Annotated in this window: 20 protein-coding genes and 1 pseudogene; 6 read left to right on the forward strand and 15 right to left on the reverse strand. The window is 39.5% G+C overall.

Going from position 1 to position 21,231, the window contains the following annotated elements; all coding sequences use genetic code 11:
- Positions 1–208: 208 nt before the first annotated feature.
- From ACYQ3G_RS07060 to ACYQ3G_RS07120, 13 genes and pseudogenes are all read right to left on the reverse strand, one after another.
- Positions 209–1,861: a diguanylate cyclase gene (locus ACYQ3G_RS07060; RefSeq protein WP_459821203.1), complete on the reverse strand. Its 1,653-nt coding sequence runs from the start codon at positions 1,859–1,861 to the stop codon at positions 209–211.
- 410 nt (positions 1,862–2,271) lie between these two features.
- Positions 2,272–2,733: a hypothetical protein gene (locus ACYQ3G_RS07065; protein ID WP_459821201.1), complete on the reverse strand. Its 462-nt coding sequence runs from the start codon at positions 2,731–2,733 to the stop codon at positions 2,272–2,274.
- Between the two features lie 56 nt (positions 2,734–2,789).
- Positions 2,790–3,887 carry a tyrosine-type recombinase/integrase gene (locus tag ACYQ3G_RS07070; protein ID WP_459821199.1) on the reverse strand — a complete coding sequence of 366 codons (1,098 nt, stop codon included), beginning with the start codon at positions 3,885–3,887 and terminating at the stop codon, positions 2,790–2,792.
- Between the two features lie 54 nt (positions 3,888–3,941).
- The gene (locus ACYQ3G_RS07075) at positions 3,942–4,499 is read right to left on the reverse strand and encodes a tyrosine-type recombinase/integrase (protein ID WP_459821197.1); all 558 of its coding nucleotides are present in this window, start codon (positions 4,497–4,499) and stop codon (positions 3,942–3,944) included.
- Between the two features lie 275 nt (positions 4,500–4,774).
- On the reverse strand, positions 4,775–5,134 hold the full coding sequence (locus ACYQ3G_RS07080) for a hypothetical protein (RefSeq protein WP_459821195.1): 360 nt from the start codon (positions 5,132–5,134) through the stop codon (positions 4,775–4,777).
- Positions 5,135–6,372: 1,238 nt separating this feature from the next.
- Positions 6,373–6,618 (reverse strand): hypothetical protein, encoded by a 246-nt coding sequence (locus ACYQ3G_RS07085; RefSeq protein ID WP_459821193.1) that lies wholly within the window; start codon positions 6,616–6,618, stop codon positions 6,373–6,375.
- Between the two features lie 26 nt (positions 6,619–6,644).
- A complete protein-coding gene (locus tag ACYQ3G_RS07090) occupies positions 6,645–8,141 on the reverse strand; it encodes a hypothetical protein (RefSeq protein WP_459821191.1) in 1,497 nt (498 codons plus the stop codon).
- A gap of 104 nt (positions 8,142–8,245) precedes the next feature.
- Complete coding sequence (locus tag ACYQ3G_RS07095) at positions 8,246–9,133, reverse strand: hypothetical protein (protein ID WP_459821189.1); 888 nt, start codon at positions 9,131–9,133, stop codon at positions 8,246–8,248.
- 47 nt (positions 9,134–9,180) lie between these two features.
- Positions 9,181–10,314, reverse strand: coding sequence for a hypothetical protein (locus tag ACYQ3G_RS07100; protein WP_459821187.1), 1,134 nt, complete (start codon positions 10,312–10,314; stop codon positions 9,181–9,183).
- Between the two features lie 123 nt (positions 10,315–10,437).
- Complete coding sequence (locus ACYQ3G_RS07105) at positions 10,438–12,357, reverse strand: sigma 54-interacting transcriptional regulator (protein WP_459821185.1); 1,920 nt, start codon at positions 12,355–12,357, stop codon at positions 10,438–10,440.
- 89 nt (positions 12,358–12,446) lie between these two features.
- A complete protein-coding gene (locus tag ACYQ3G_RS07110) occupies positions 12,447–12,626 on the reverse strand; it encodes a hypothetical protein (RefSeq protein ID WP_459821183.1) in 180 nt (59 codons plus the stop codon).
- 495 nt (positions 12,627–13,121) lie between these two features.
- Positions 13,122–14,243, reverse strand: a complete 1,122-nt coding sequence (locus tag ACYQ3G_RS07115) for a LamG domain-containing protein (protein ID WP_459824201.1) — start codon at positions 14,241–14,243, stop codon at positions 13,122–13,124.
- Positions 14,223–14,645, reverse strand: a pseudogene (locus ACYQ3G_RS07120) (flagellin N-terminal helical domain-containing protein); the annotation flags it as partial. The pseudogene ACYQ3G_RS07120 and the gene ACYQ3G_RS07115, both read right to left, overlap by 21 nt.
- Before the next feature lie 193 nt (positions 14,646–14,838).
- Here ACYQ3G_RS07120 and ACYQ3G_RS07125 point away from each other — a divergent pair.
- Positions 14,839–15,168 carry a helix-turn-helix domain-containing protein gene (locus ACYQ3G_RS07125; protein WP_459821181.1) on the forward strand — a complete coding sequence of 110 codons (330 nt, stop codon included), beginning with the start codon at positions 14,839–14,841 and terminating at the stop codon, positions 15,166–15,168.
- On the opposite strand, the gene ACYQ3G_RS07130 is transcribed toward ACYQ3G_RS07125, so the two are convergent.
- Positions 15,149–15,376 (reverse strand): hypothetical protein, encoded by a 228-nt coding sequence (locus tag ACYQ3G_RS07130; protein WP_459821179.1) that lies wholly within the window; start codon positions 15,374–15,376, stop codon positions 15,149–15,151. The two genes, ACYQ3G_RS07125 and ACYQ3G_RS07130, sit on opposite strands and share 20 nt — an antisense overlap.
- A 1-nt stretch (position 15,377) precedes the next feature.
- Positions 15,378–15,758: a DUF6573 family protein gene (locus ACYQ3G_RS07135; RefSeq protein ID WP_459821177.1), complete on the reverse strand. Its 381-nt coding sequence runs from the start codon at positions 15,756–15,758 to the stop codon at positions 15,378–15,380.
- Positions 15,759–16,175: 417 nt separating this feature from the next.
- Here ACYQ3G_RS07135 and ACYQ3G_RS07140 point away from each other — a divergent pair, with 417 nt between their 5' ends.
- The 5 genes from ACYQ3G_RS07140 to ACYQ3G_RS07160 all read left to right on the forward strand — a co-directional run.
- Positions 16,176–16,568, forward strand: coding sequence for a hypothetical protein (locus ACYQ3G_RS07140; RefSeq protein ID WP_459821175.1), 393 nt, complete (start codon positions 16,176–16,178; stop codon positions 16,566–16,568).
- Positions 16,569–16,739: 171 nt separating this feature from the next.
- Complete coding sequence (locus ACYQ3G_RS07145; protein ID WP_459821173.1) at positions 16,740–17,477, forward strand: class I SAM-dependent methyltransferase; 738 nt, start codon at positions 16,740–16,742, stop codon at positions 17,475–17,477.
- Positions 17,474–18,433, forward strand: coding sequence for a phosphoribosyltransferase family protein (locus tag ACYQ3G_RS07150; RefSeq protein WP_459821171.1), 960 nt, complete (start codon positions 17,474–17,476; stop codon positions 18,431–18,433). The genes ACYQ3G_RS07145 and ACYQ3G_RS07150 overlap by 4 nt, the downstream gene beginning before the upstream one ends.
- Positions 18,430–19,932 carry a lipopolysaccharide biosynthesis protein gene (locus tag ACYQ3G_RS07155; protein WP_459821169.1) on the forward strand — a complete coding sequence of 501 codons (1,503 nt, stop codon included), beginning with the start codon at positions 18,430–18,432 and terminating at the stop codon, positions 19,930–19,932. The genes ACYQ3G_RS07150 and ACYQ3G_RS07155 overlap by 4 nt, the downstream gene beginning before the upstream one ends.
- Positions 19,933–20,234: 302 nt before the next feature.
- Positions 20,235–21,231 (forward strand): glycosyltransferase (locus ACYQ3G_RS07160; protein ID WP_459824145.1); only part of this gene is annotated, 997 nt, incomplete at its 3' end.

A 21,231-nucleotide genomic window follows, 5' to 3' on the forward strand; every position in this document is an offset into this window, starting at 1 on the left:
AGCGGCATTCAAGAATCATTTGAAGCGTTTATAAGTGGTGGAGCTGATCAGGATCGAACTGACGACCTCTTGAATGCCATACCTCAATAAATAAACCATATTATTGATATTATTAGATCTTTAGCCAAAACTGAATGTCATTTTTTGGCTGTATTTGGTCGAACAGTGGCGGGTCTGCCAATAGGCAGCCAAAGAGCCGCCAAAACATCTATATCAGTGTCGAGATGACACAGTTACGACCTTTATTTTTTCCGAAATAAAGCATTGCGTCTGCCTCCTTTATGATCTCATCTATGGATTTTTTTGGATCAAACGCGGAGACCCCAAGAGTCATTGTTACTTTCAGTGTAATGGTGTCAAAAGAAATTTCTTGGTGTTCAATTGCATTTCGTACTTTTTCAGCAAGAGAAACGCCGTCTGCTAAATCACAGGATGTGCCTAGGATAAGAAATTCTTCACCACCCCATCTAGAAATACTGTCTTCATTTCTAATATTTTTAGACATTATTTTCGATAGTTGTTTGAGGACGATGTCGCCGCACCCGTGTCCATGAGTGTCATTAATAACTTTAAAATGATCAATATCCCCAAGTATGATTACAAAGCTAGAATCATTTCTTGAACATCTTGAGTATTCCTCTGTAAGTCGTTCATACATTGACCTTCTGTTCCATAAGCCTGTCAAGTAGTCGAGGTATGCTACGTCTTTAAGTTTTCCAAAAGCTTTCTCGACCTTGTCCTTCTCTAGTCGTAAAGACTTTTCTTTAGCTTCTATTGTTTCAACATACGAACTGATCAGTCCGTTAATGTGCTTTTCAAATGCAACAAGAAAAATAAATGAAATTACAAGTATGCAAAAAATAACAATTCCAAGAATTTGAATTTGATTTTTATGCGTCTTTTCCATAGATTGTTGTTCATTAATTATTAAATTATCTACATCATCAAGATAGACGCCGGTTGCAATAACCCAGTTATAAGGTTTGTATAATTTTGCATATGTTAATTTGTGCGAAATTTGATCTGTATTCATTTTTTTAAAGTAATAATCAAAATATAAATCACCGTTGAGCTTCACCCCGTCGAGTTCAGTCTTGTATGGAAAATTTCCATTAATATCTTGTGTTTTCGTTGAAAGTTTAAGCCCTTCTGTATGCGGAAGATTTGGATGGACAAGACGAATTGCATAATCGTCCCCACCGTCATAATTGATTATTTCATTGATCCAGATATAGCCATCGTCTCCAAGTCGGACTGCTCGAATAAGATCTTTGATACGATTTTTTACATTTGTTTCAAAAGTGTCCCTAGAGACAAAGACATATATACTAAAGCCTTCATTCGAAACAACTGTTGCAACAGCAGGATAAAGTTCCCTGTTATTTGCATTTGAAGATACTGTTCTTGCAAATATTTCAGCTGCATTATCCTCTGAAGAACCAACTACTTGTGAATTTTTCGTATCGTAAACTATGAAACTTATGATATTATTTATATCTTTCCTGGTTGAATCCTGAATGCGCTCATTTTGAACATTCAGCAGAGACTCATCGAGGATCGGCCCCTTCCACGCATGTGAGCTAGACAAGAAATTAGAAACTGCGGCACAAATCTCGTTGTATTCTCGAGAAGTGTCTGTCTTTATAAATTCAATTTCTAAAATTGTTCTGTTTACCACATCGTACAAATGACGTTTTTTCTCTGAAATAATGCTTTGAGAAAGTTGCTCAATCTTTGACTGGTACTCTTTTTTCAAATTCAAAAAATAGGGCACACTCATTGACGCTGCAATGAATATTATCGCAACTATACCGCTGAGATAGTAATAAAAACGAATTTTTTGGCGAGCTATTAGTTTCATTTTTTGTTGCTGTTTTCCATAGGCTCAACTGTCCGTGACGGGGCATCCCAATTTGTCCAAATATCCAAACAGTCTGTTACCTAACAGTCCGAATTATTTCTTTCCGTATCGAACATTGCCCACACCTCGCACCTTTTGCAAGTACGAAATGGACGCCTGATTGTATCTCAAGCGTCCTTCAAGATACGTTAAGGCTAACCAGCAACCACGGCTGGCTGGAACTGAATTTTTAGGAAAAGGGGGAGGCGGATTCACAGGGTCCTGGGAATCCAGGTCGCAATTCTGTACGATCTCTACCGTTTTTCGAGTTCTCTTGCCTTGAACTGGTCAAACGAGATCATGATGTGATTGGATGAACGGCCAAATAGCCGTCCCCTATGATCATTTTTTATAATCTTTTTTAAAACTTATTATTTTCTATTTTTTTTAATCATTTCTTCGTAGATGCCTTTGCAGATCATGAACACAAGATGCGGATTGATTGTTAAAATTTCTTCGATTTCAGGTTCAAGCTCAATAATTTTGCGCCAGTTGTCTTTGATTAATCCGTAATTTTCTTTTCCATATTTATTCAGGCGAGGATAAAACTCGTTCTTAATTGCTTCAAGAGTCATGAAATACTGAGACTCAATCGGAGCTTCAAATACTTCTCCAGAATGAATGCAAGTTATCATTTTTGTTTTGGGGTGATTAAATAAGATATGCTTCTTATTTTCCCAGTCTTTTTTTAACTCAGTCGGTGTCACCAAATGAGCTACAGGAAGATAATACATTACAGTGCAATCAAAACAAAAAGTTTTCCAAGAATGTTTGGCTTCAACTTCAAATTCTTTTCCACAAATCCAGCACTTAATAATAACGTTTGGGATCATAGCAATCCCTCCTTAGGAGCTTCATCAAGAAGCTCCTTTTAATTGTTGACACGATTTCACAAAGAGATTTCTGGTAACAAGTTAATAGCTCTTTCTTTTTCTCCCTCCATGTAATGATAATAGGTGTCAGCGGTCATTTTCACCGTTGAATGGCCCATAAGTTTTGAAACTGCTGCTAAATCAGCATTATTTGTTAGCATTGTTGTGGCGAACAAATGACGAAGATCGTACATGCGAATTGGGTAATCAATTCCAGCAAGATCACATGCTGTCTTGAATGACTTTCTGATAGTTGTTACGGATTTTCCTCGAAATTCAATTATGTATTCCGAAGCTGCATGAGCTTTCATCATTTTGAGCTTTTCGAGAAATATTGATTTGACTGGAACGATCCGATAGGTGTTAGTTTTGCTAGCATAAATCTTCACCGTGGATCTTTCGAAATCTACTTGGTGCCACTTCAACGACAGGAGTTCAGACGTTCCAGGTCGTGTTCCCAAGTTAAAGCAGACTTCCATCGCCCACCGTACATGTGGTTCAGCGCAAGCCATGATCCGCTTCATGTCATCCACGGTCAGTTGAACTTCCCGTGGTCTTTCGCGAATTCTTTTCCTCATTTTCATTGGGTTAGAATTCATCAAACCGTTCTGGCAGCCGAAGTTGAAAATCGCATCAAGGTAATCGCAGTATCTGTTGACGGTTACTTTTGACCGTGGTTTGCCTGTCTGGGGACTATCTGCTTGAAAGTGCTTGATGAATGGCAGTATGTGATCGATGTAGGTCATATCATTCACAAGTGTATCCTTACCCAGAAGGGCAAAGAATGAATTCTTCAGCAGGACGGCAACGTTTTTGATGTGCTTCTCGGTTTTCCCAGAGGCCAGGAGATGATCCAGATGCATCCTGGAAAGTCGCCCAAACGTAATTCCTGTTGGACCAGTCTTTCCAATCTCCTCCTCCGGTTCTGATGTTTCTGGAGCAACAATCGCGTTGCCCAGAACCATTCCCGCCTCAACGGTGCATTGACGTGCAGCTTGATCAAACTTTTCAGCTTGCAGCTTCGCATCTTCTCCCCTTCCGAAAGATTTATCCCGCCTTCTCCCTTCTTCGAACCAATAAACGAGCCATCTACCATCACGTTGGTAAACTCCCATAGTTCCTCCATCAATATGAGTTATAAAAAGAATGGGGCTTATTCAGCCCCAGTTTCAAATCGTATGCATCAGGATTTCTTCGACTTCTTCTTCTTTTATCCCAAGATAACGTCGAGTTATCGATGGAGAAGAATGGTTGAGTCTCTTTGCGAGCACCTCCCAGCTTGTTCCGTGGATTTTCCTTTGTTGATAGCAAAAGGTCTTTCTTAATGTATGCGCCCCAACATGTGTTTTAATGTTGAGTTTTCTGCACCAATCTTTGATGTAGTTCATCACAGCATATGTTGTTAATGGAGCATTCTTTCCTTTTCGACTCTTGAACAAATAATGTTCTGGTGTTTTCGGAATATCATTCAGGTAATCCTCAAGTGCGCTGAAAATTTCAGAGTTGATGATTATGACATTGTCTTTTCCTGTCTTTTTCTCCTTGATTGAAATTCTTGATCCAACCTTGCACTCAAGCACGTCGCCTATTTTTAAGGCGAGAATGTCTTGTGCACGTAGGCCGGTGTTGATGCCTAAAATGAACAGCAAACGATCACGAGAATTGTCTTGCAACATTTTTTTGATACGCTTTATGTCTTTCGGTTCTGTTATGGCTTCAACTTTCATGTTTAATCTCCCAATTATTGTTTTCTAAAGAAAACCAAACGAAATCTGACATTCAAAACAAAGCTCAATCACCAAGAATATTCCTGGGACTTCTTATCCGCTTAATATCCTTGAAGATTGAGCTTGTATTTTATCGAATGTAAGTTTTTATGGAAAATCTTACATTTAAAATTGTATATCTTTATAGTTTTGTTGAAAATAACATGACTTCAACTTGCTCAATAAAGGAAAAGAAAAATGCCATGTTTTACCATGGCATGTTAAAGAAGGCTTCATTAGAGCTTTTCAAGGATGATTCGATTATCTTCAGAGTATACAGAGAACTCATCGTCTTCCTTGAATTCAAAATCACCCAAATCGTAATTCTTAAGAATCAGCTTGATTGTTCCATACTTTGTAACCTTCGCCTTAGAAGAACTGTTCATGTAAAGACCAGGAATTTCGTAAAATTGCTTGTCAGAACTAATCAGTTTCAAAACGTACTGCTTCAAAGTTTGCTTGTGCTTGATGTCCAGAATCTTCATGATTTGAACAGCATTGTTTCCGCCTTTAATTGCATCGCGTAACTTTGCTGCGTTGTACTTGCTTTCAATCCTCTTTTTCTTGGTCGTTGCTTCAGCTTTGGATTCGCCCATGATATTTCTCCTTATATGTTGGTGTAGTAAGGATAAATATCTGTATTTTGACCTCAAAAGTGACAGCTTTGAAGACACTTCACTAATCTTGAAGAAGGCTTTTGGGAGAATTCGCACAGAAATGGCCCAAGACGGGCTGTTATGGCGGTGGGTAGGTGTAATCCTCAGATTTTACTTCGGCGGCCCTCAGAATCGAAATATGGACGTCCAGCTTTTCACAGGCTCCTGTAAATTTTGGGCACAAAAAAAGCTCCCTGATCACTCAGAGAGCTGCCGTTATTCAATTCTAACATGACAGCCGCCCATGATTTCCAAGAATGATCCTTTGGAAACCATGGGCCATCGGTAGAATGGTCTGTCACCAGCCAAGCCCCGAATCACAACCGGACGTGCGGTTTTCCCGCATCCGGCTATCCCGAAATAACAACCCCAAAAACAATGTGTTCGAAAGAAAGACTGAATATATGTCGAATTTTGATTAAGCCCAAATTCAGGGGCATCTATAATTACAAAATTTTGATGTGTTTATTATTTGATAGAAAATACTTCTTCATCATCTTAATCGTCAATTTCTTACATTTATCTTTCCGAGGGTTGTTATTTCGGTGTACTCCTTACAAGTACTCAGCCACCCATTAAAAATGGGCTTCCCTTGGTCATTGTCGAATCCATTCAGAATCATCCAGCATATAATCGCTTGCATACATCCGTAAAAGGGATTGGTCTGAACCTTTTCCTGTGTTGAATCATAGATTCAACGACTTCAACTTGCCATGAGTCTCGTCTTATGTATGCGCCACCGTGATGTAGGCTAATTCCTCAGTCTCAGCCCCTCCCCCGTTATCGTTTCCTAAAACGGGTTGGCTGTTCTTCACAAAAAAGAACTTGGTATTTTTTGACTTCCATTCGTTCAGATACGAATGGTCCGCACAACAGCGGCACTTGGACTGGATCAACTGCAAGGCACCCATGACAAATATACTGTCTGTGATGTTTGAAATTGTCTTTCAGATAATGTTTCTGGTCTTTTGATCAAACAAAACGCCAAAACTTCTCATTATATGAAAGAAATATCTGTATCAAACGAATGAAAACTCTTCTCTTGATCAAGAAATGAATGTCAAAATAATATAGATATTTTTGAATCAATCATTGATTTGTTCAGTATTGTCGCGATTCGCCTTCCCCTTTATCGCCAAAAGCTCCGGTTACTTGAACGGCACAAAAGTTATTCAAAATCAAAAGAGTATGATTGTTATCAAAACTTGATTTGAACTTTTCTCAGTCTTCGCAGGTGACGCAGCTAAAGCAGCTAAATTTTCATGTATTTTTTTAATTTTTTTCAAAAATAATAAATAAATTGCTTGTTTTTCACCTTCGATGCCTGCTTCACCTGCGTTGACCATTGAAAAGGGAGGGGGGGGCTGAAGCCAATAATGACCAAGGGAAGGAAAAAATGAAATGCTCAACGAAAAAGGGGCCATTAAGACCCCTTATTTTGTACTTTCGATTAATCTTCAATAATGTAGTCGATGTAGTCTGTTGAATCATTGGTTGTAATGCGTCGAATGAAGTACTTCCTGCCGTTGCTGCCGTTCGATCCTGACATAACCTGAAGATTTGCTTGTTCAAGAATATCTTTGCAATCCTTCAAATTTCTGGACAAAATTGAAGGGTTTGAATTCACCAAATGAGGATCATCGGCTATATCCATAAGCTCGTTTTGAAGATCAATCATAGTTCCTTCCCAAAACTCGTTGTTTTCCATGAATTTGATCACAAGAGAAGCAACAGGGAAACTCTGTAATTTCAAAATACCCTTGGTTCTTAAATTGTTGGTCAAAGCTGTTTCGAATTGTTCTCTGGTGAATCCGAGTGCTTGAGCGGCGGCAATGCCTATTCTCTGGAAGTCTGCAAGTCTAATGTAGTCAGAAACTTCGATATCTCGATATGTTCTCAATGTTTCAACGGCAGCATCAAGGATTCCGCCAATGATCCTCGGCTTTTTTTCCTCAAATGCCTTCATGAGCATTTCTTCAGGAATTGTTTTTCTATCATTTTTGCTTTTTTCAATGACAATACACCTATCAAGAAGATCTGAAGCCGGATTTCCTAAAGAAATTGAGGCAAGAATGATCGGTTTTTTGATACTAAAGGTGAAGTCATCGTCATTGGTGTACTGCTTTCTTTTCGTAAAGTCTGTTCCAGTGAATGCAGCACAAAGCAGGTCAGATATTTCGATGTTAATCTTGGTGAAGTTATCAAAAAAAGGAACGGCGTGATGGTCAATGACCTGGGCCATCTCGCTTGTATTCCGGTACATGAAGTTGCCCCTGGAAACAGGGTCGATCAGTTTTTTGAGGCTCAGCGCCAGGGTAGTTTTTCCCGATCCCTTTTCTCCTACGAACCAAAGGTGGGGACGGGGCATGTTCGTAAACAGACTTGATACCAACCAGGTGCCGATCAGGATTTGCTCATCGGGATTAGTTATAGAAAAGATTGAAAACAGATCATCAAGACTTCCACCAGTTACCGGAGTTGGGATGCTGGTTTGGTGGGTAAACCGTTTGAAGATTACAGGGCTATTCTGAGTGATACTCCATTCTTCCGGTGTAATTTTGATGATGTCATCATTGGTGTTTTGTGTCTCAATGAAAATATCATCACCAAGTCGACCAATCCTATTATAAACCTCTACCTGTTTGCCATTGTTTAGCGCGAGGAGATTAAGGATTGGAATAAGATTTTTAATATCACTTTGTTTCAAGACTTTATAATATGCAGTTTTAAAATATGTTTGTACAAACGCGATGAAGTCTGATGATTCAATGGGCTTCCACTTTTTCTTATTTTGAATTTCTAGTTCGCAATACACAGTTTTATTCTGATCATAGCAATAATTCATCTGCTGAATGATCGTGCAGACATCATTGCTGTTCAACTTCGTAGAAGTTCCGGGTGCCGGCGGCATAATTTGATTAGGGATATGATTGTTATTTGTGTCCATGATTATCCTTGGCTTGACTGCCTATAAATGGGGGGGGCAGTGTTCGGCCCCCGGTTCGTTTGTGAGAAAAAATTCCCAGAGGTCTGTGAAATTTCTCTGGATGTTTAGAGGACAATTCCTTCCGAAATGTGGATGTCGGTTATAATCTGACTCAAATCGTTATAATAGACGGCATTTGCCAGCTCGCGGGAGAGCCCGGCTTTCAGTCCGAGGAAATCATCCATGGTCAAGTCCAGGCGTGCCTTTGTGAATGATTCAAAAACATCCAGATACTTGTAGTCATAGCGGGAGATCGTCCCATTCCGTTTTTGATCGAGGTAGTCCGGGAAGTAGATGATGTCGGTCTTGTTCTGTCCCTGCCGTTCAGGATTCCAAAACCTCACAACCCCTGTAGTTGCATCATCAAGCCATGACTTTGAATCGCATGAAAAGGCTGGACAACCGGCCAGCAAATCAAATTCCGTGATGCCAAACAGATGTACCTTCGCTCCATAATTGTTAAGATAATATACGGCAGGAAACAAATTACTCGGATTCGTTCGGCCTTTACACTGCCCGATAGCAATGTATTCAGGGTTATGTGACAGGTATGCTTCAATTTCACCATTGTTAAGGTTATGAATCACTGGTGCCACATCAATGCCCAGTTCTTCCATATCGAGAAAGTGTTCGTAATTCTTTTCGAATCCATCTGGACCAAATTCAAAATCTGGGCTGAAGATAATTTGATAACGATCTTTATGCTTCTCGCAGTGCTTCTTGAATTTGTGCAAAAGTTGACCTGTCGTCATTCCGATGTTCGAATTCAAGGCTGAAAACGCTCCATTGTCGAGAATAATCGTGCTGATGATTGATTCAAAATTCTTCAAAAACGCTTCATAGTTATTTGGCAAGATCGCCATGCTTACAAGGATATTCAGCCGAATTCCTTCGCATCTTAACATCAATTCCTGCATAAGCCTCTCTGAAGGCGAAGATAAATATACTTTCATTTTAGTATCCTGAAGCCCTCCCGATTTGTCGGGAGGGCTATTCTATGTTACTGCTTCAGTGTTTCTTTAGATGCTGTAAAGTTCTGGCGCAAAGCGGCCAGCGTATTGATAAGGGCATCAAGCTTTTCAAGGTCAAGATTGATCTTGGAAGGGGGGATGGTTAAAGCTTTAGATACGGTCTCACTCAGCTTTGTAATTTCTGCATTGACGTCCCGAATCTTTGGTTTATTGCTCTCGCTGCTTGCTTCAATAGTGATTGGATTGTTGTATTCACTATCTTTGTCGATATACTGGCGATAATCTACGCCGCTATTTTTCATCTCGATCATCTTGTCGATATCCTTCTTGTCAATTGACCTGCCATCTGCCAGTACAGACAAGATGTCGTTCATTGTAATTTCGTCAAGTCCAGATTTTTTAACTCTATAGTGCAAGATCGCTGCTTCACATTTTTCAGTGAAGTCATGAGCCACTCCCGTTGCCATGGTTTGATTGTCAATAGCGTCAATTATATCCTTGATGGGGTCTTCGTCATGAATCATTCCCCTTTTTTCAATTACACCTGCGAGCTTTCCAAGTCTGTCAATTCCAAGATGAAGATATGCTGCTACGTTATTAATTTGAGCAACTTTCGTATACACAGCAAGCGTATTTGGATGGATGTGTTTATCGAATTTTTCACGACGATACTGCAGCCATGCCTTCTTGCTAAGGTTGTTCATAATCACATCTTTTTTGATCAAATTTACAATTATACCAAGCTGCAAACCGACCGTGGCGATAAATTTTTGAGCCTTAGTGATATTGAACTGCGTCTTGTTGTGAACATCGACAAATTTATTGTACTTTTCATCCATGCTCATCTTGGAAACAGACTCATATAGAAGATGCATGGCCTTGACAGGGGTCACTTCCTTGGTCAGTGCTTCGTCGACGCTAGTAGGAATGCCGCCGATGCCGCCTGACCCTCCAATCATCACCTCAATAATTTCACGGTCGTTGTTGCGCAGTTCCTTTTCCAATGCTTCTTTGAAAGGATCAGTGTACGAAGGATGTGAGTCGGGATGAACGTGTGACTCTGATGACGGAGTGTTGCCAGGGCCTCCAGTAGACCCAGGCATGGAGAGGGGCGGGGCAAAAGGGTTCAGAAGGGCTGTAGGGGTGGAAATTTCAGAATCCATAAATACCTCCATAGGGTGGCGCGTCTTCCGGGATGGAAATGTTTGCGCCGTTAATAAACCCTAAAAAGGCAACCACCGTGCCAACAAAGGATGCGGTTATAATATGCAGATATTAAAGGTTTTTTAAGATTGAGGGTTGAGGAGAACCATTCTCTTCGATGGATTTTTGTTTGAATTTCGAAACTTTTCATCTACTTTTCGAAACGTTTTGTTTTTTGAGATTGACCCTTTTTTTCGACCAGCTATGTTGCCAACTTTTTCCTGCGTTGCTTTTCCGTTCCTCAAATGATGAAGGATTGTCTCGAAGTATAACTCCTCGAGGTCGTCCAAGGAAATTTTGTCTATAGGAATTTCTTGGCTTTCAAGATGGTTGATTTCTACTCCGTAAAAATGATCCAGAAAAATGTTGTCTTTGTTAGACGCATGCAAGTCTTTAAGTTGAAACTGCTCTGTAAGATTGATATGTTTTATTTTTGTTAAAAATTTAAGTGATTCGCAAAGACCTATTCGAAGGCACTCAGTCCATGTATAGCTGAGTTCTATGTCCGATTCATAAAATTCAAAACATGATTTTGAGTAGAGTGCTAAAATCATTTTTTTGTTTTTTAACAATTCTTTTTTCGTTTCATTGTCATAATTATGCTTATTTGGGTGTCCATTGCTCAGCGCATAGTCAAAAATTTTATCGGGGACATCTTTGTCGACATTGTCCGTTAGCAATATGAATGAATATAATCCATATATGTGAAAATGAAAGTAAAAATCATTATTGTAAGAATATATGTACAGAAGTGTCTTTTTTAAATCGTTAGAAATTTCTTTGCTAAAAGGAATGTCGTTTCTTTTTAATATTTCAAGGATGCCAGTCTGACCTCTCCGCTTTTCTATTTCCTTGCTTGTATGTTCTTTCATGTCAAAAATATCGTAGTTTGACTCTACATCTTGAAAGAACAATTTGCAAAAAATCAAAAAACCAGAATAGATAGTATTAATTTCAAGTATCTTTGAGCTTAAAAAATATTCTCCATACGTTTTCGATGATTTCGTAATTAACTCTTCAAATTCAAAATCCTTTCCAAAACCTTCTTTGTCATCATTCAAGCTAAGACCACTCGATAGCCAACACATTTCAAGATTTTCTATGTCGACTTCACTAGTGGCAAGTTTTTCTTTAAATATTTCTATATTGTTTAAATTTAAGTCTGTAAAATTTTTTTGTAATGAAAAGAATACACGTTGATCATAACAATCGATTTTTAAATTTTCTGTTAAAAAATTTGTGTTAAGACTATGTATTTCATTAAATATATATGATGCGTTTTGAATCAGTCCGCTACATACTTTTTCGATCTCCCGAACATTACCTGGCCAATTATAGGCCAACAGGCTAAATAGCATTTTGGGACTAAGAATATGTAAAATTCTTTCATTAAAGAATTTCATATAGTAAAGGATGTCAATTCTTCGCTTATGAATTGCTGGTATGGAAACACTGTCAAACCTGTACCATAAGTCATCCCTAAATTTTGTTTTTTGTACATTTGTTGTTGCGAGTATTTGGCACTCGAGTTTTATTGGCGTGACTGAGCCTAGTTTAGAGAAAATTCTGCTTTCTATTGCCAACAACAATTTTGCTTGCAGATGTTTTGGCATTTCTCCCATTTCTTCTAAAACGATTATTCCGTCCTTTACAGATTCAAAATATCCAATTTTATTTTTATCTGCTCCTGTAAATGCACCCTTAGTGTGTCCAAACAAAAGAGAATCAATTAGTGCCGAGGGTAATGCTGCACAATTTATATATGCGATATTAGGAGTTTTGCCTTTTATGTTTGTATATATAAATGCATAGTAGTCGACAAACATGCTTTTTCCTGTTCCTGTTGGCCCATGTATAAGCAATGGTCGACTGTCATTGTTAATATTGTTGATGCATTGAATTTCAAATCTTTTGATTGTCTCCTCAAGCCCTGGAGGGATGAGCCATGTATTTCTTGGTTTCCAGGGCAATCCATATTCTGTATCTTTGTTTTGAGTGACCATATTATGCTCTTGAAATAGTACTGTTTTGTTCAAAAATCAGGTTTTTTAGATTCATACAATGGATCATGAAATATCAGCAACCATTGGCTCTACCAATACGCATGGTTTAGAAACGGGCCTGTGGGTAAAATCAAATGACTAATGTTCCAGGCAACTGGTAAACAAAAAATGGTGTTTCGGTGCATGTATTCCCAGCACCTAATAACGATACGTTTGATGCGTTCAACGGCATCAATTTTTTCTTTGGTCTGTGAATTTTTCTGGTTCATGCCCATATCCTGCTAGTAGCAAGGAAAATAGGGGTTTGCCAAGTTGGCAAGCATCAAATCGATGAAATTTGAGTGGATTCAGAAAAGGTGATCCGGAATTCACGGGTGTCTGTGAATTTGAGACGGGAAAAATAAGACCAAAATGGCCAGTTTAGTGAAACTGGCTGAAATTTCGACTAATTTTACGATTCCGGTGGGGTCGTGGGAGATTTTTGGTCTTTGTTGGATTCTGATTGGTCCTGGCAGCTAGCACCGCAACGGTATTGTCTTGCTATTTCCATTGAAGGGGCTGTTTTTAGGTGTGGATGTCTCAAAACCGTAGGTTTTGACTTTTGGTTTTACCACTTATGGGGATAAATCAGCTATGATGTCACTGAAAATTACCACAATGAAGAATTGTTCGAAGGTGCAGATTAAAGAAGGGTTCAAAAAATCCCCCAATGGGGCGTCTGATCTGGAATATTCGCCAGATTGTCTTTGTAATACGGTCTATGTCTATCCCTGGATTAGTTGAAGCGCCATTTCTGGCAGGGCGTTGGCCTGAGCCAGCATAGCCGTTGCCGATTGTGTCAGGATCTGGCTTTTCACGAACTCTGTCATTTCCGTAGCCATGTCGGCGTCAGAGATGCGGGATTCAGCGGCCTGAAGGTTTTCTGCCTGAATCTCAAGGTTGGTGATGGTGTTCTCAAGGCGGTTTTGGGTAGCGCCAAGGGATGCTCGAATTTTGTCCTTATAAATAATTGCTTCTGTAATTTTATCCAGTGATTTTTGTGCTGATTCTTGTGTCGATATTTCAACATCATTAATCTGCATTCCTATTGTTGACGCGTCATATATTTTTATATGATATGAGTCGTTTTCTGTGTTTAATTTTCCAAAATGAATATTTATTTCTGTGCTAGCAGATAGTGAATCTCCTATTCCAGTATATAAAGCTCTTATTTCTTCGTCGTTAAGCCCTCTTGCGTATATTCTGACGTCATCAATTTTTCCATTCCAAAAAGATTCGTAGAATCCTCCTGTTCCTATATCCATCCTGCTTGATGAAAAGCTAAGTGTACCAGATACATCTCTTTCTGCAACAAGATTTCCGTCGTAGTAAATTCTTGATGTCGTTCCGTTGTTCGTGCCAACAATGTGGTGCCATTCATTGAATGTGACTAGGTCGCTGGACGTAGCTAGTCTGTCAGGTGGGAAACTTGAAAAAGCATCAAACATGATTGACTGGTATCCTCCAGGCCCAGTAGCATCTCCAACTTCGAGTTGAAATCCGAATGGGCCATTTACAATTTGATCATTATGCCCCTGTGATAATTGTTGTACCCATGCACTAATTGTTATTGCGGAATAATCCATGCTAAAGTTATTTACTTCAATTCCACTGTCAATTCCATTGAATAAATATGCGCTATCTGGATTATTAAATCTATCAGTTGTGAGTGTCGCGTTTACAACATTTGTTGGAAAGCCGTTCGATCCTGAATCGTCAGCATTTCCATTGAATTTTCCCCAAAAATGTAAATTACTGTTGAGATCAACACCGTTGACAAATAAGCTCCCCAGAGTCGGATTTTGTACTAGTGGGTTTGTATTATCGTTTATTGAAAGTAATTTTATTCCATTAAATTCTGTCGACGCTGCAATTCTTTCAATTTCTGCCTTCATTGCCTGAAATTCATCGTTGATGATTGCACGCTGGTCGGCGTTATAGGTTCCTGTCGCGGCTTGGGTAGCCAGTTCCTTCATACGGATCAGCTTTTCGTCGATAACCTGGAGTGCTCCATCCGCCACCTGGATCATCGAAATAGCGTCGTTGGCGTTTCGAATTCCCTGGCCGAGGCTTGCAATATCTGCCCTCATAATTTCACGAACTGCTAATCCGGCGGCATCATCCGCAGCAGTGCCGATTCGCAGCCCTGATGATAGTCTTCGGGTTGAAACCCCGAGGCTCCCATAGTGGGTAGATAAATTCCTGGCTGTGTTGATCGCCATCAAATTATGATTGATTGTCAGTGACATACAGCAAGTTCCATTGATTTTATGCTGATCTGTTTTTATGATGCGTTTTTTTCCTTTGGCTCACAGGAAACCTTTGTGGCCAAGCGGATGCGTCAAAAAACGCACTATAGCTGCTATTTTAGAGCAAAAAGTAAACCATGGTTGCTTAAAAGAAATTTTTACTGGGCATAAGCTATCCAAAAAGGATGGTCTTATGGTCAATCTTCTTGAATTATTTGGGAAAAGAATTCGAGGACTCAGACGCGCGAAGGAGTTGACCCAGGAGCAGCTGGCGGAAATTGCCGGGATATCCCTGCAGAATATGGGAGAGATCGAACGAGGCAAGGGGAATCCGACCTTGGTTACTGTGGAAAAACTTTCCGCCGCCTTGGATGAAGATCTATCCAGCATCTTTGATTTCGGTAGTTCTGTCCTGACGAAAGAAAAAGCCGTTCAAGAATTGGAGGACCTGCTTTCAGGTGCGACCAGAGAACAGGCCCAGGCAATTCTTGTCGTGGCTCAGATTATTCTTCAGGAGAAGTAGTCTGTTCCGGCGGGGTAGACCTAACCATCAGCCCTAGCCGTTCACGGAACCTCGCCGTTAAAACCATGCCTATCTCTGAACAAGCATAGACAAGCCTTTCCTCCCTTCCATCAACAGAACCCATCAACAAAAACAAATCTTCCAAAGAACGCAGACAACCAACCAAATCATCATAGCAAGAAAGCTTATCAAAATTTTGATTGGTCATTTTAATCATCCTCTGGAAGCATAATCGTCATTACTGGTTCTCGATCATCTCCTGGGCCAACATGAGCAATGATTGTTGGTCTGTCATATCCGCCTGATTCATTCAGAAACAAAACTTCGAAATATACTCGGTCAGAATCTTTGCTGTTTTGAGCAGCAAGATATGTCATCCAAAGAAGATCATGAAGACGACCCTCGAAGGATTGCCCCATATTTTTTAATTTTTCTGATGGTTCAAGGTATCTACCTAGGAGTGTTGCAGTAACAGCCGTAGGAAGGCGGAAGCCCCTTTGGGAAGCAAAGGCGGTGATGTCTATTAATACGCCGTCTGCAATTGCTTCATTTCTGCTGTAGCTGCTGATCAGCACCCATTCTTCGTCCATGTTGTCCTCCAATGATAAAAAGTGGTGAGATTTCGGAGAGATAATCTGGCTCATGGGGAAGGGTCACGGTGTCCAAGGGAAAAATCCCAGGACCCTGGAAATCGTACATTCCGAGTCTCCTGAGATTTTGGAGCCTGGGACTGCCCAATCATGGGAAACGGGGGGATCGGCCCAGGAAGGGGCTGTTTTGTCCCAAGGAGGGGGCTGGACGATGGTGCCGAAGTATTCAGACCCTAGTTCTAGGGCATGAATGATTGAAGTTTAAAACCAGAATTTTCATCATCTTCAAATCGATGATTTTATTATGAAGATAATCTGGTCAAGAGCCTGCTTGCCATGTCATCTGTTAATATGTATATTTGATAATGCGTAGTAATTGAAGCTAAAAATTCAAACATGAAGTGATGGAGGTTTGACATGGCTAAGGACACTCAAAAAAAAGAAGACAAAAAAAAGAAAATTGAAGAGATTGGAATAAAATTGCTTAAATTTGCACAGGAGAATTCGTCTGACAAAAAAGAGATCGATGTTTCCAGAGCAAAAAAAGAATTTAAGTGTTTTAGGAATGTCATACTTGAAGCATACGCGTTCGGACCAGTAGAACTCAAAGAGTACAAGATCATTGAAGGCAAGTCGCCTTCGCCATTAAAAGAAGTTGAGCCTCCATGCTTAAGTGGCAAGGGAACGATTACCATTAAGAAGTATTATGTTGACGAGTACAACGAGAAGTACTCAAACAATCAAATTAAACGTGAAAGTCCACTTGATGTAGCTTTCGAGGATGGAAAGATAATTCTTTCAAAAAAGTAGTTGTAGTTAATCAATTTTTAATAGTGCTGGGCTCCTTGTTGCTGTAGGCTGATTACAAATCGGGCTTGGTGGAATTCGTGGAATCCCGTCGAATTATCGAAAAGGTTATTGTCGCGCTGTTTCTAGAGACTCAATTACTGAGCATCTTTTTTTTGAAGGGTTAAATTTGAGATGTCTTTAAAAAATAAATTTATCATTTTTCTGAAAAATAAATTTAGTCCAAGTTCTATTAACAGGATTAAGGATTATTGCAGTTATGTGTTACGTGCTTTGTGGTTCGCTATGTATCCATATGCACGCTTTGTGTGCACACCATTAAATCTGCTCAAGAACAAAAGAAAAGATGAAAGAAGATTAGAAATTGGTCCGGGGCCAAGGCGTATTCCTGGATTTGAGACAATCAATGTTGTCTGGGGGAGAGACGTTGACTATATCGGCGATGCTTCAAAAAAGTTGCCATTTGCATCTGGAACGTTCGATCTTATTTATGCTAGCCATGTTCTCGAGCATATTCCATGGTATCAATTGCCGTCTGTTATTAAGGAGTGGGTGCGTATCTTAAAGTCGGGTGGATCTATTGAAATATGGATTCCGAATGGACTTCTAATTGCGCAAACATTTGTCAACGCAGAGCTTGGGATTAAAAATGAAATTGATAACGATGGGTGGTTTAAGTTTAACGAAGGGCGTGATCCATGCGTCTGGGCAAATGGTCGTATATTTTCATATGGGGATGGTACTGGTCGAAAAAATGATCCCAATTGGCACATGGCTGTTTTCTCGCCACGCTACTTGCGATCATTACTCACGGACTCAGGTCTGATTAATATTGACGAACTGAACAGTTCTGAGGTGCGGGGATACGATCACGGTTGGATAAATCTTGGCATGAGGGGATATAAGCCGTGAACTATCGGTCTGTCGCAGATTTATCGCATACCATACGCGAAAACCTGTACAAATTACCTTGTGATATTGATTTGGTTGTTGGCGTGCCTCGAAGCGGGATGCTGGCTGCGAACATGATTGCGCTTTCTCGTAATCTCAAACTAACCGATCTTGCAGGCTATCTGTCAGATAGCCCTTTAAAAATATTCGGGCGTACCCGTGAATGCCTGTTCGCCGAAGTTTTAAAACCAAGTGATGCCAAACATGTTTTAATTGTTGATGATAGTATCTGGTCCGGTGGTTCGCTGGAGAGAGTTCAGGCTCTGATTGCAGAACTCGGAAGGCCGCACGATCTCACCTATTGCGTTGTATATTCGACAAAACAATCCACTCACAAACCAGATATTTTTTTTGAAGTTGTGGAATTGCCAAGATTGTTTGAGTGGAATGTGATGCATAGACAGTTTTTGGAAAAGTGTTGCCTTGACATTGACGGCGTGCTCTGTTTGGACCCAACCGATTCTGAGAACGACGACGGACCGGCCTATATTCAATTTATTCACAATGTTCCTCCATTGGTTGTTCCTAGTTATCGTGTTGGACACCTTGTTACGAGTAGGCTGGAGAAATACCGCCTCGATACTGAACAGTGGCTTAAAAAGCATGGCTTTGAATATGGGCAGCTACATATGTTAAATTTGCCAGATGCCAAAACTAGGCGCAGATTGGGTTGCCATGCATCTTTTAAAGCCGAGATTTTTCTTAACCTTAAAGAAACCGAACTCTTTATCGAGAGTGAAGTCAGCCAAGCTGTAGAAATTGCTAATATGGCCGGCAAGCCTGTTCTTTGCTTTAGCACACAAAAAGTATATTACCCTTGTGCTTCCTATGCTTTAGTCGAGAATAAGGTACATACATTCGCAAGAAGAGTTTGCAATAAACTCATAAGAATCGCAAAGCGAGTGTCTCGGTTATGACCGAAGATAAAATAACGACTCGGCATGGCGTCACTTGGGTTGGGGTTTCACAGGTTGGGAAGGTGTTGATGCAGCTTGTGAGTATATTCACCTTGGCGCGGATCTTGCCGACCGAAGACTTTGGATTAATGGCCTTGGCGGCAACTGTTACCGCATTTGCTGGACTGATGCGAGATATGGGTACCGGAGCAGCCATTATACAGAAGCAGGATTTAAGTTTCGATTTGATAAATGCTGTTTTCTTATTCAACGTGCTGCTCGGTATTATAACTACAGTAATTTTGATAGCGGTTTCATCGTTGGTGTCAATTTTTTTTAAAGAGCCACGCTTGATTGATATTTTATTTGTTTTAGCACCTGTTTTTACAATCACATCACTTGGCACGGTCCACCAATCACTGCTTGAACGTGATTCACTATTCAAACATATTGCTAAAATTGAACTGACTTCTGGATTATGTGGACTAATTTTTGCAATAGTTGTAGCATGGCAAGGCGGTGGAGTATATGCGCTGGTAGTTCAAAGTATCGTGACAGCATCTGTAAGTACCATATTTCTGTGGATTGTCTCAGATTGGCGGCCAGTTTTTAAATTTAAATTTATGGCTTTGAAAGAGATATTTGGATTCAGCTGTAATATATTCTTGTTTAATTTTGTGAACTATTTTCATCGAAACTCAGACTCAATGCTGATTGGAAAATTTTTAGGCGTGGTAGATTTGGGTTTTTATAATGTTGCCTACCGTATTTTGCTTTTTCCTGTGCAGAATATTACATTTGTTATCAATCGCGCCATGTTTCCTGCTTATAGTCGTAAACAGAACAGTCGCTCATTAATTGAAAAACATTATATGGAAACACTTGAAACTATAGCCTTCATTACTGCACCGCTGATGGCCTTAATTTGGGCACTACGTGAACCGCTTGTCAGTGTTTTTCTCGGTGATCGCTGGTTACCTGCTGCGGATGTAATTGCTTGGTTAGCGCCTGTTGGATTCTTTCAGTCAATGGTTAGCACAAGCGGTTCTGTTTTGAATTCAATAGGGCGATCAGACGTATTACGCAATCTCGGGTTGATTGGAGTGCCGTTTCTGACAGCATCTTTTGTTGTTGGTTTGCCGTGGGGCATAGAAGGAGTCGCGGCAGCTTATTGTATTGCAAGTTTTTTTTGGATTTATCCTGTTATTAAAACCGTTCTTAAGTTGCTATGTGGTTCGTTTTTGGAGTTTGTCTTTGTCATTTTTAAGCCAACATTTTTGTCTATTTTTGTAGCATTGTTTGTTTGTTATTTTATAAGAAATATAATGACGAAAAATGATTTACATTTAGCGCATCTCTTTGCTGGAATATTTATAGGACTAGTCTCGTATTTGATATTATCATTATTTTTTATGCGAAAAACAGTAATTAGAATTTTTTTTACATTTCAAAAAAATTGTAATGAAGTTTTTTCATCTGTGAATAAATATATTTGTAAAATTTTGGTAAACTTGATATAGAAATATTATATCGTCAATTGGCAAGTAGTGAATTTTCCAACATAGAATATATAAAAAAGTGAATATTAAAGAGTTTTTGTTATAATTTTGGCAAGCTACACCAGTCTCAAGTCAGGTGGCAAGGTTTAGTCGATTAAAAAAAACAGGTTCCTGAGAGTATTATAGATGTACACGCATGCGACGGAGGGTGCTGTGAAGATAGAAATACAGTTTCAACATAAGTATGTGCAAGATTCTCTAGCGTAGATGGCGATGGCATATTTAATAGGTAGTTACACGATGAATGCAATTATGGGTAATTTATGAAGGTGTTGCATATTGTTGCTGGAGAGTTGAGTGGCGGCGCTGCAAGAGGTGCATACTGGTTGCATTGTGGATTGCGAGAAATCGGTATTGAGTCAAAAATACTTACTAATAGCCGCACAACTTTGGGCGATAATGGTGTTGTTTCTGTAACAAAAAGCAAAAAAGATAAAGCTTTTAATTTTTTTCGTTCTCATTTTGACCACATGCTTGCCGCTTTTTATGCAAAAAGGGAAAAGTTTATATTTAGCAGTGGTATAATTGGATATGATTTTACCAAAAATAGAGAATATGAAGAGGCGGATATTGTGCATCTTCATTGGATTAATGCTGGTTTTATAGATATGCAGCATTTGAAAAAAGTGAATAAGCCTATGGTATGGACTATGCGAGATATGTGGCCGATGACAGGCGGGTGTCACTACGCAATGGGTTGTGAAAACTATAAGATAGGCTGTGGGAACTGTAAGCAACTAAGAAGTGAATCAGGCTTAGACCTTTCGCGCTTTATTCTGTGGAGGAAGAAAAAATTCTTGCCTAAGTCAATAAAAATAGTTGGCATTAGTAATTGGTTGACTGAACAGGCGAAAGCAAGTGATCTTTTTAAATCTTACGACATCAGAACTATTCACAATAACGTGAGCTCGAATGCTTTATATCCAATTGATAAAATAATAGCCAAAAGTATCTTAGGGATTAAAACAGATAAGAAAGTGATCTTGGCAGGAGCAACAGATTTGAATTCGTTTTACAAAGGGTTCAGTAAATATATTGAGGCGCTTAAGTATCTTGATAAAAATCAATATTACCTCTGTTTTTTTGGAAGAGTAGATAACTCTGTCGTTCAAAGTTTGGGTTTTGAATATACTAGCTTCGGTTTTATGTATGATAATGTGTCTTTGATGTTGATATACTCATCTGCTGATGTATTTGTGGCACCAAGTTTGATGGAAGCGTTTGGAAAAACATTGGCTGAGTCTATGGCATGCGGCACTC

The organism is Desulfomicrobium salsuginis (assembly GCF_054657795.1).

Excerpts from the sequence above, each read along its gene's own strand:
- ACYQ3G_RS07060 (WP_459821203.1), bottom strand. The coding sequence starts at position 1,861 with ATGAAACTAATAGCTCGCCAAAAAATTCGTTTTTATTACTATCTCAGC.
- ACYQ3G_RS07065 (WP_459821201.1), bottom strand. The coding sequence starts at position 2,733 with ATGATCCCAAACGTTATTATTAAGTGCTGGATTTGTGGAAAAGAATTT.
- ACYQ3G_RS07070 (WP_459821199.1), bottom strand. The coding sequence starts at position 3,887 with ATGGGAGTTTACCAACGTGATGGTAGATGGCTCGTTTATTGGTTCGAA.
- ACYQ3G_RS07075 (WP_459821197.1), bottom strand. The coding sequence starts at position 4,499 with ATGAAAGTTGAAGCCATAACAGAACCGAAAGACATAAAGCGTATCAAA.
- ACYQ3G_RS07080 (WP_459821195.1), bottom strand. The coding sequence starts at position 5,134 with ATGGGCGAATCCAAAGCTGAAGCAACGACCAAGAAAAAGAGGATTGAA.
- ACYQ3G_RS07085 (WP_459821193.1), bottom strand. The coding sequence starts at position 6,618 with ATGGCCCCTTTTTCGTTGAGCATTTCATTTTTTCCTTCCCTTGGTCAT.
- ACYQ3G_RS07090 (WP_459821191.1), bottom strand. The coding sequence starts at position 8,141 with ATGGACACAAATAACAATCATATCCCTAATCAAATTATGCCGCCGGCA.
- ACYQ3G_RS07095 (WP_459821189.1), bottom strand. The coding sequence starts at position 9,133 with ATGAAAGTATATTTATCTTCGCCTTCAGAGAGGCTTATGCAGGAATTG.
- ACYQ3G_RS07100 (WP_459821187.1), bottom strand. The coding sequence starts at position 10,314 with ATGGATTCTGAAATTTCCACCCCTACAGCCCTTCTGAACCCTTTTGCC.
- ACYQ3G_RS07105 (WP_459821185.1), bottom strand. The coding sequence starts at position 12,357 with ATGGTCACTCAAAACAAAGATACAGAATATGGATTGCCCTGGAAACCA.
- ACYQ3G_RS07110 (WP_459821183.1), bottom strand. The coding sequence starts at position 12,626 with ATGAACCAGAAAAATTCACAGACCAAAGAAAAAATTGATGCCGTTGAA.
- ACYQ3G_RS07125 (WP_459821181.1), top strand. The coding sequence starts at position 14,839 with ATGGTCAATCTTCTTGAATTATTTGGGAAAAGAATTCGAGGACTCAGA.
- ACYQ3G_RS07130 (WP_459821179.1), bottom strand. The coding sequence starts at position 15,376 with ATGACCAATCAAAATTTTGATAAGCTTTCTTGCTATGATGATTTGGTT.
- ACYQ3G_RS07135 (WP_459821177.1), bottom strand. The coding sequence starts at position 15,758 with ATGGACGAAGAATGGGTGCTGATCAGCAGCTACAGCAGAAATGAAGCA.
- ACYQ3G_RS07140 (WP_459821175.1), top strand. The coding sequence starts at position 16,176 with ATGGCTAAGGACACTCAAAAAAAAGAAGACAAAAAAAAGAAAATTGAA.
- ACYQ3G_RS07145 (WP_459821173.1), top strand. The coding sequence starts at position 16,740 with ATGTCTTTAAAAAATAAATTTATCATTTTTCTGAAAAATAAATTTAGT.
- ACYQ3G_RS07155 (WP_459821169.1), top strand. The coding sequence starts at position 18,430 with ATGACCGAAGATAAAATAACGACTCGGCATGGCGTCACTTGGGTTGGG.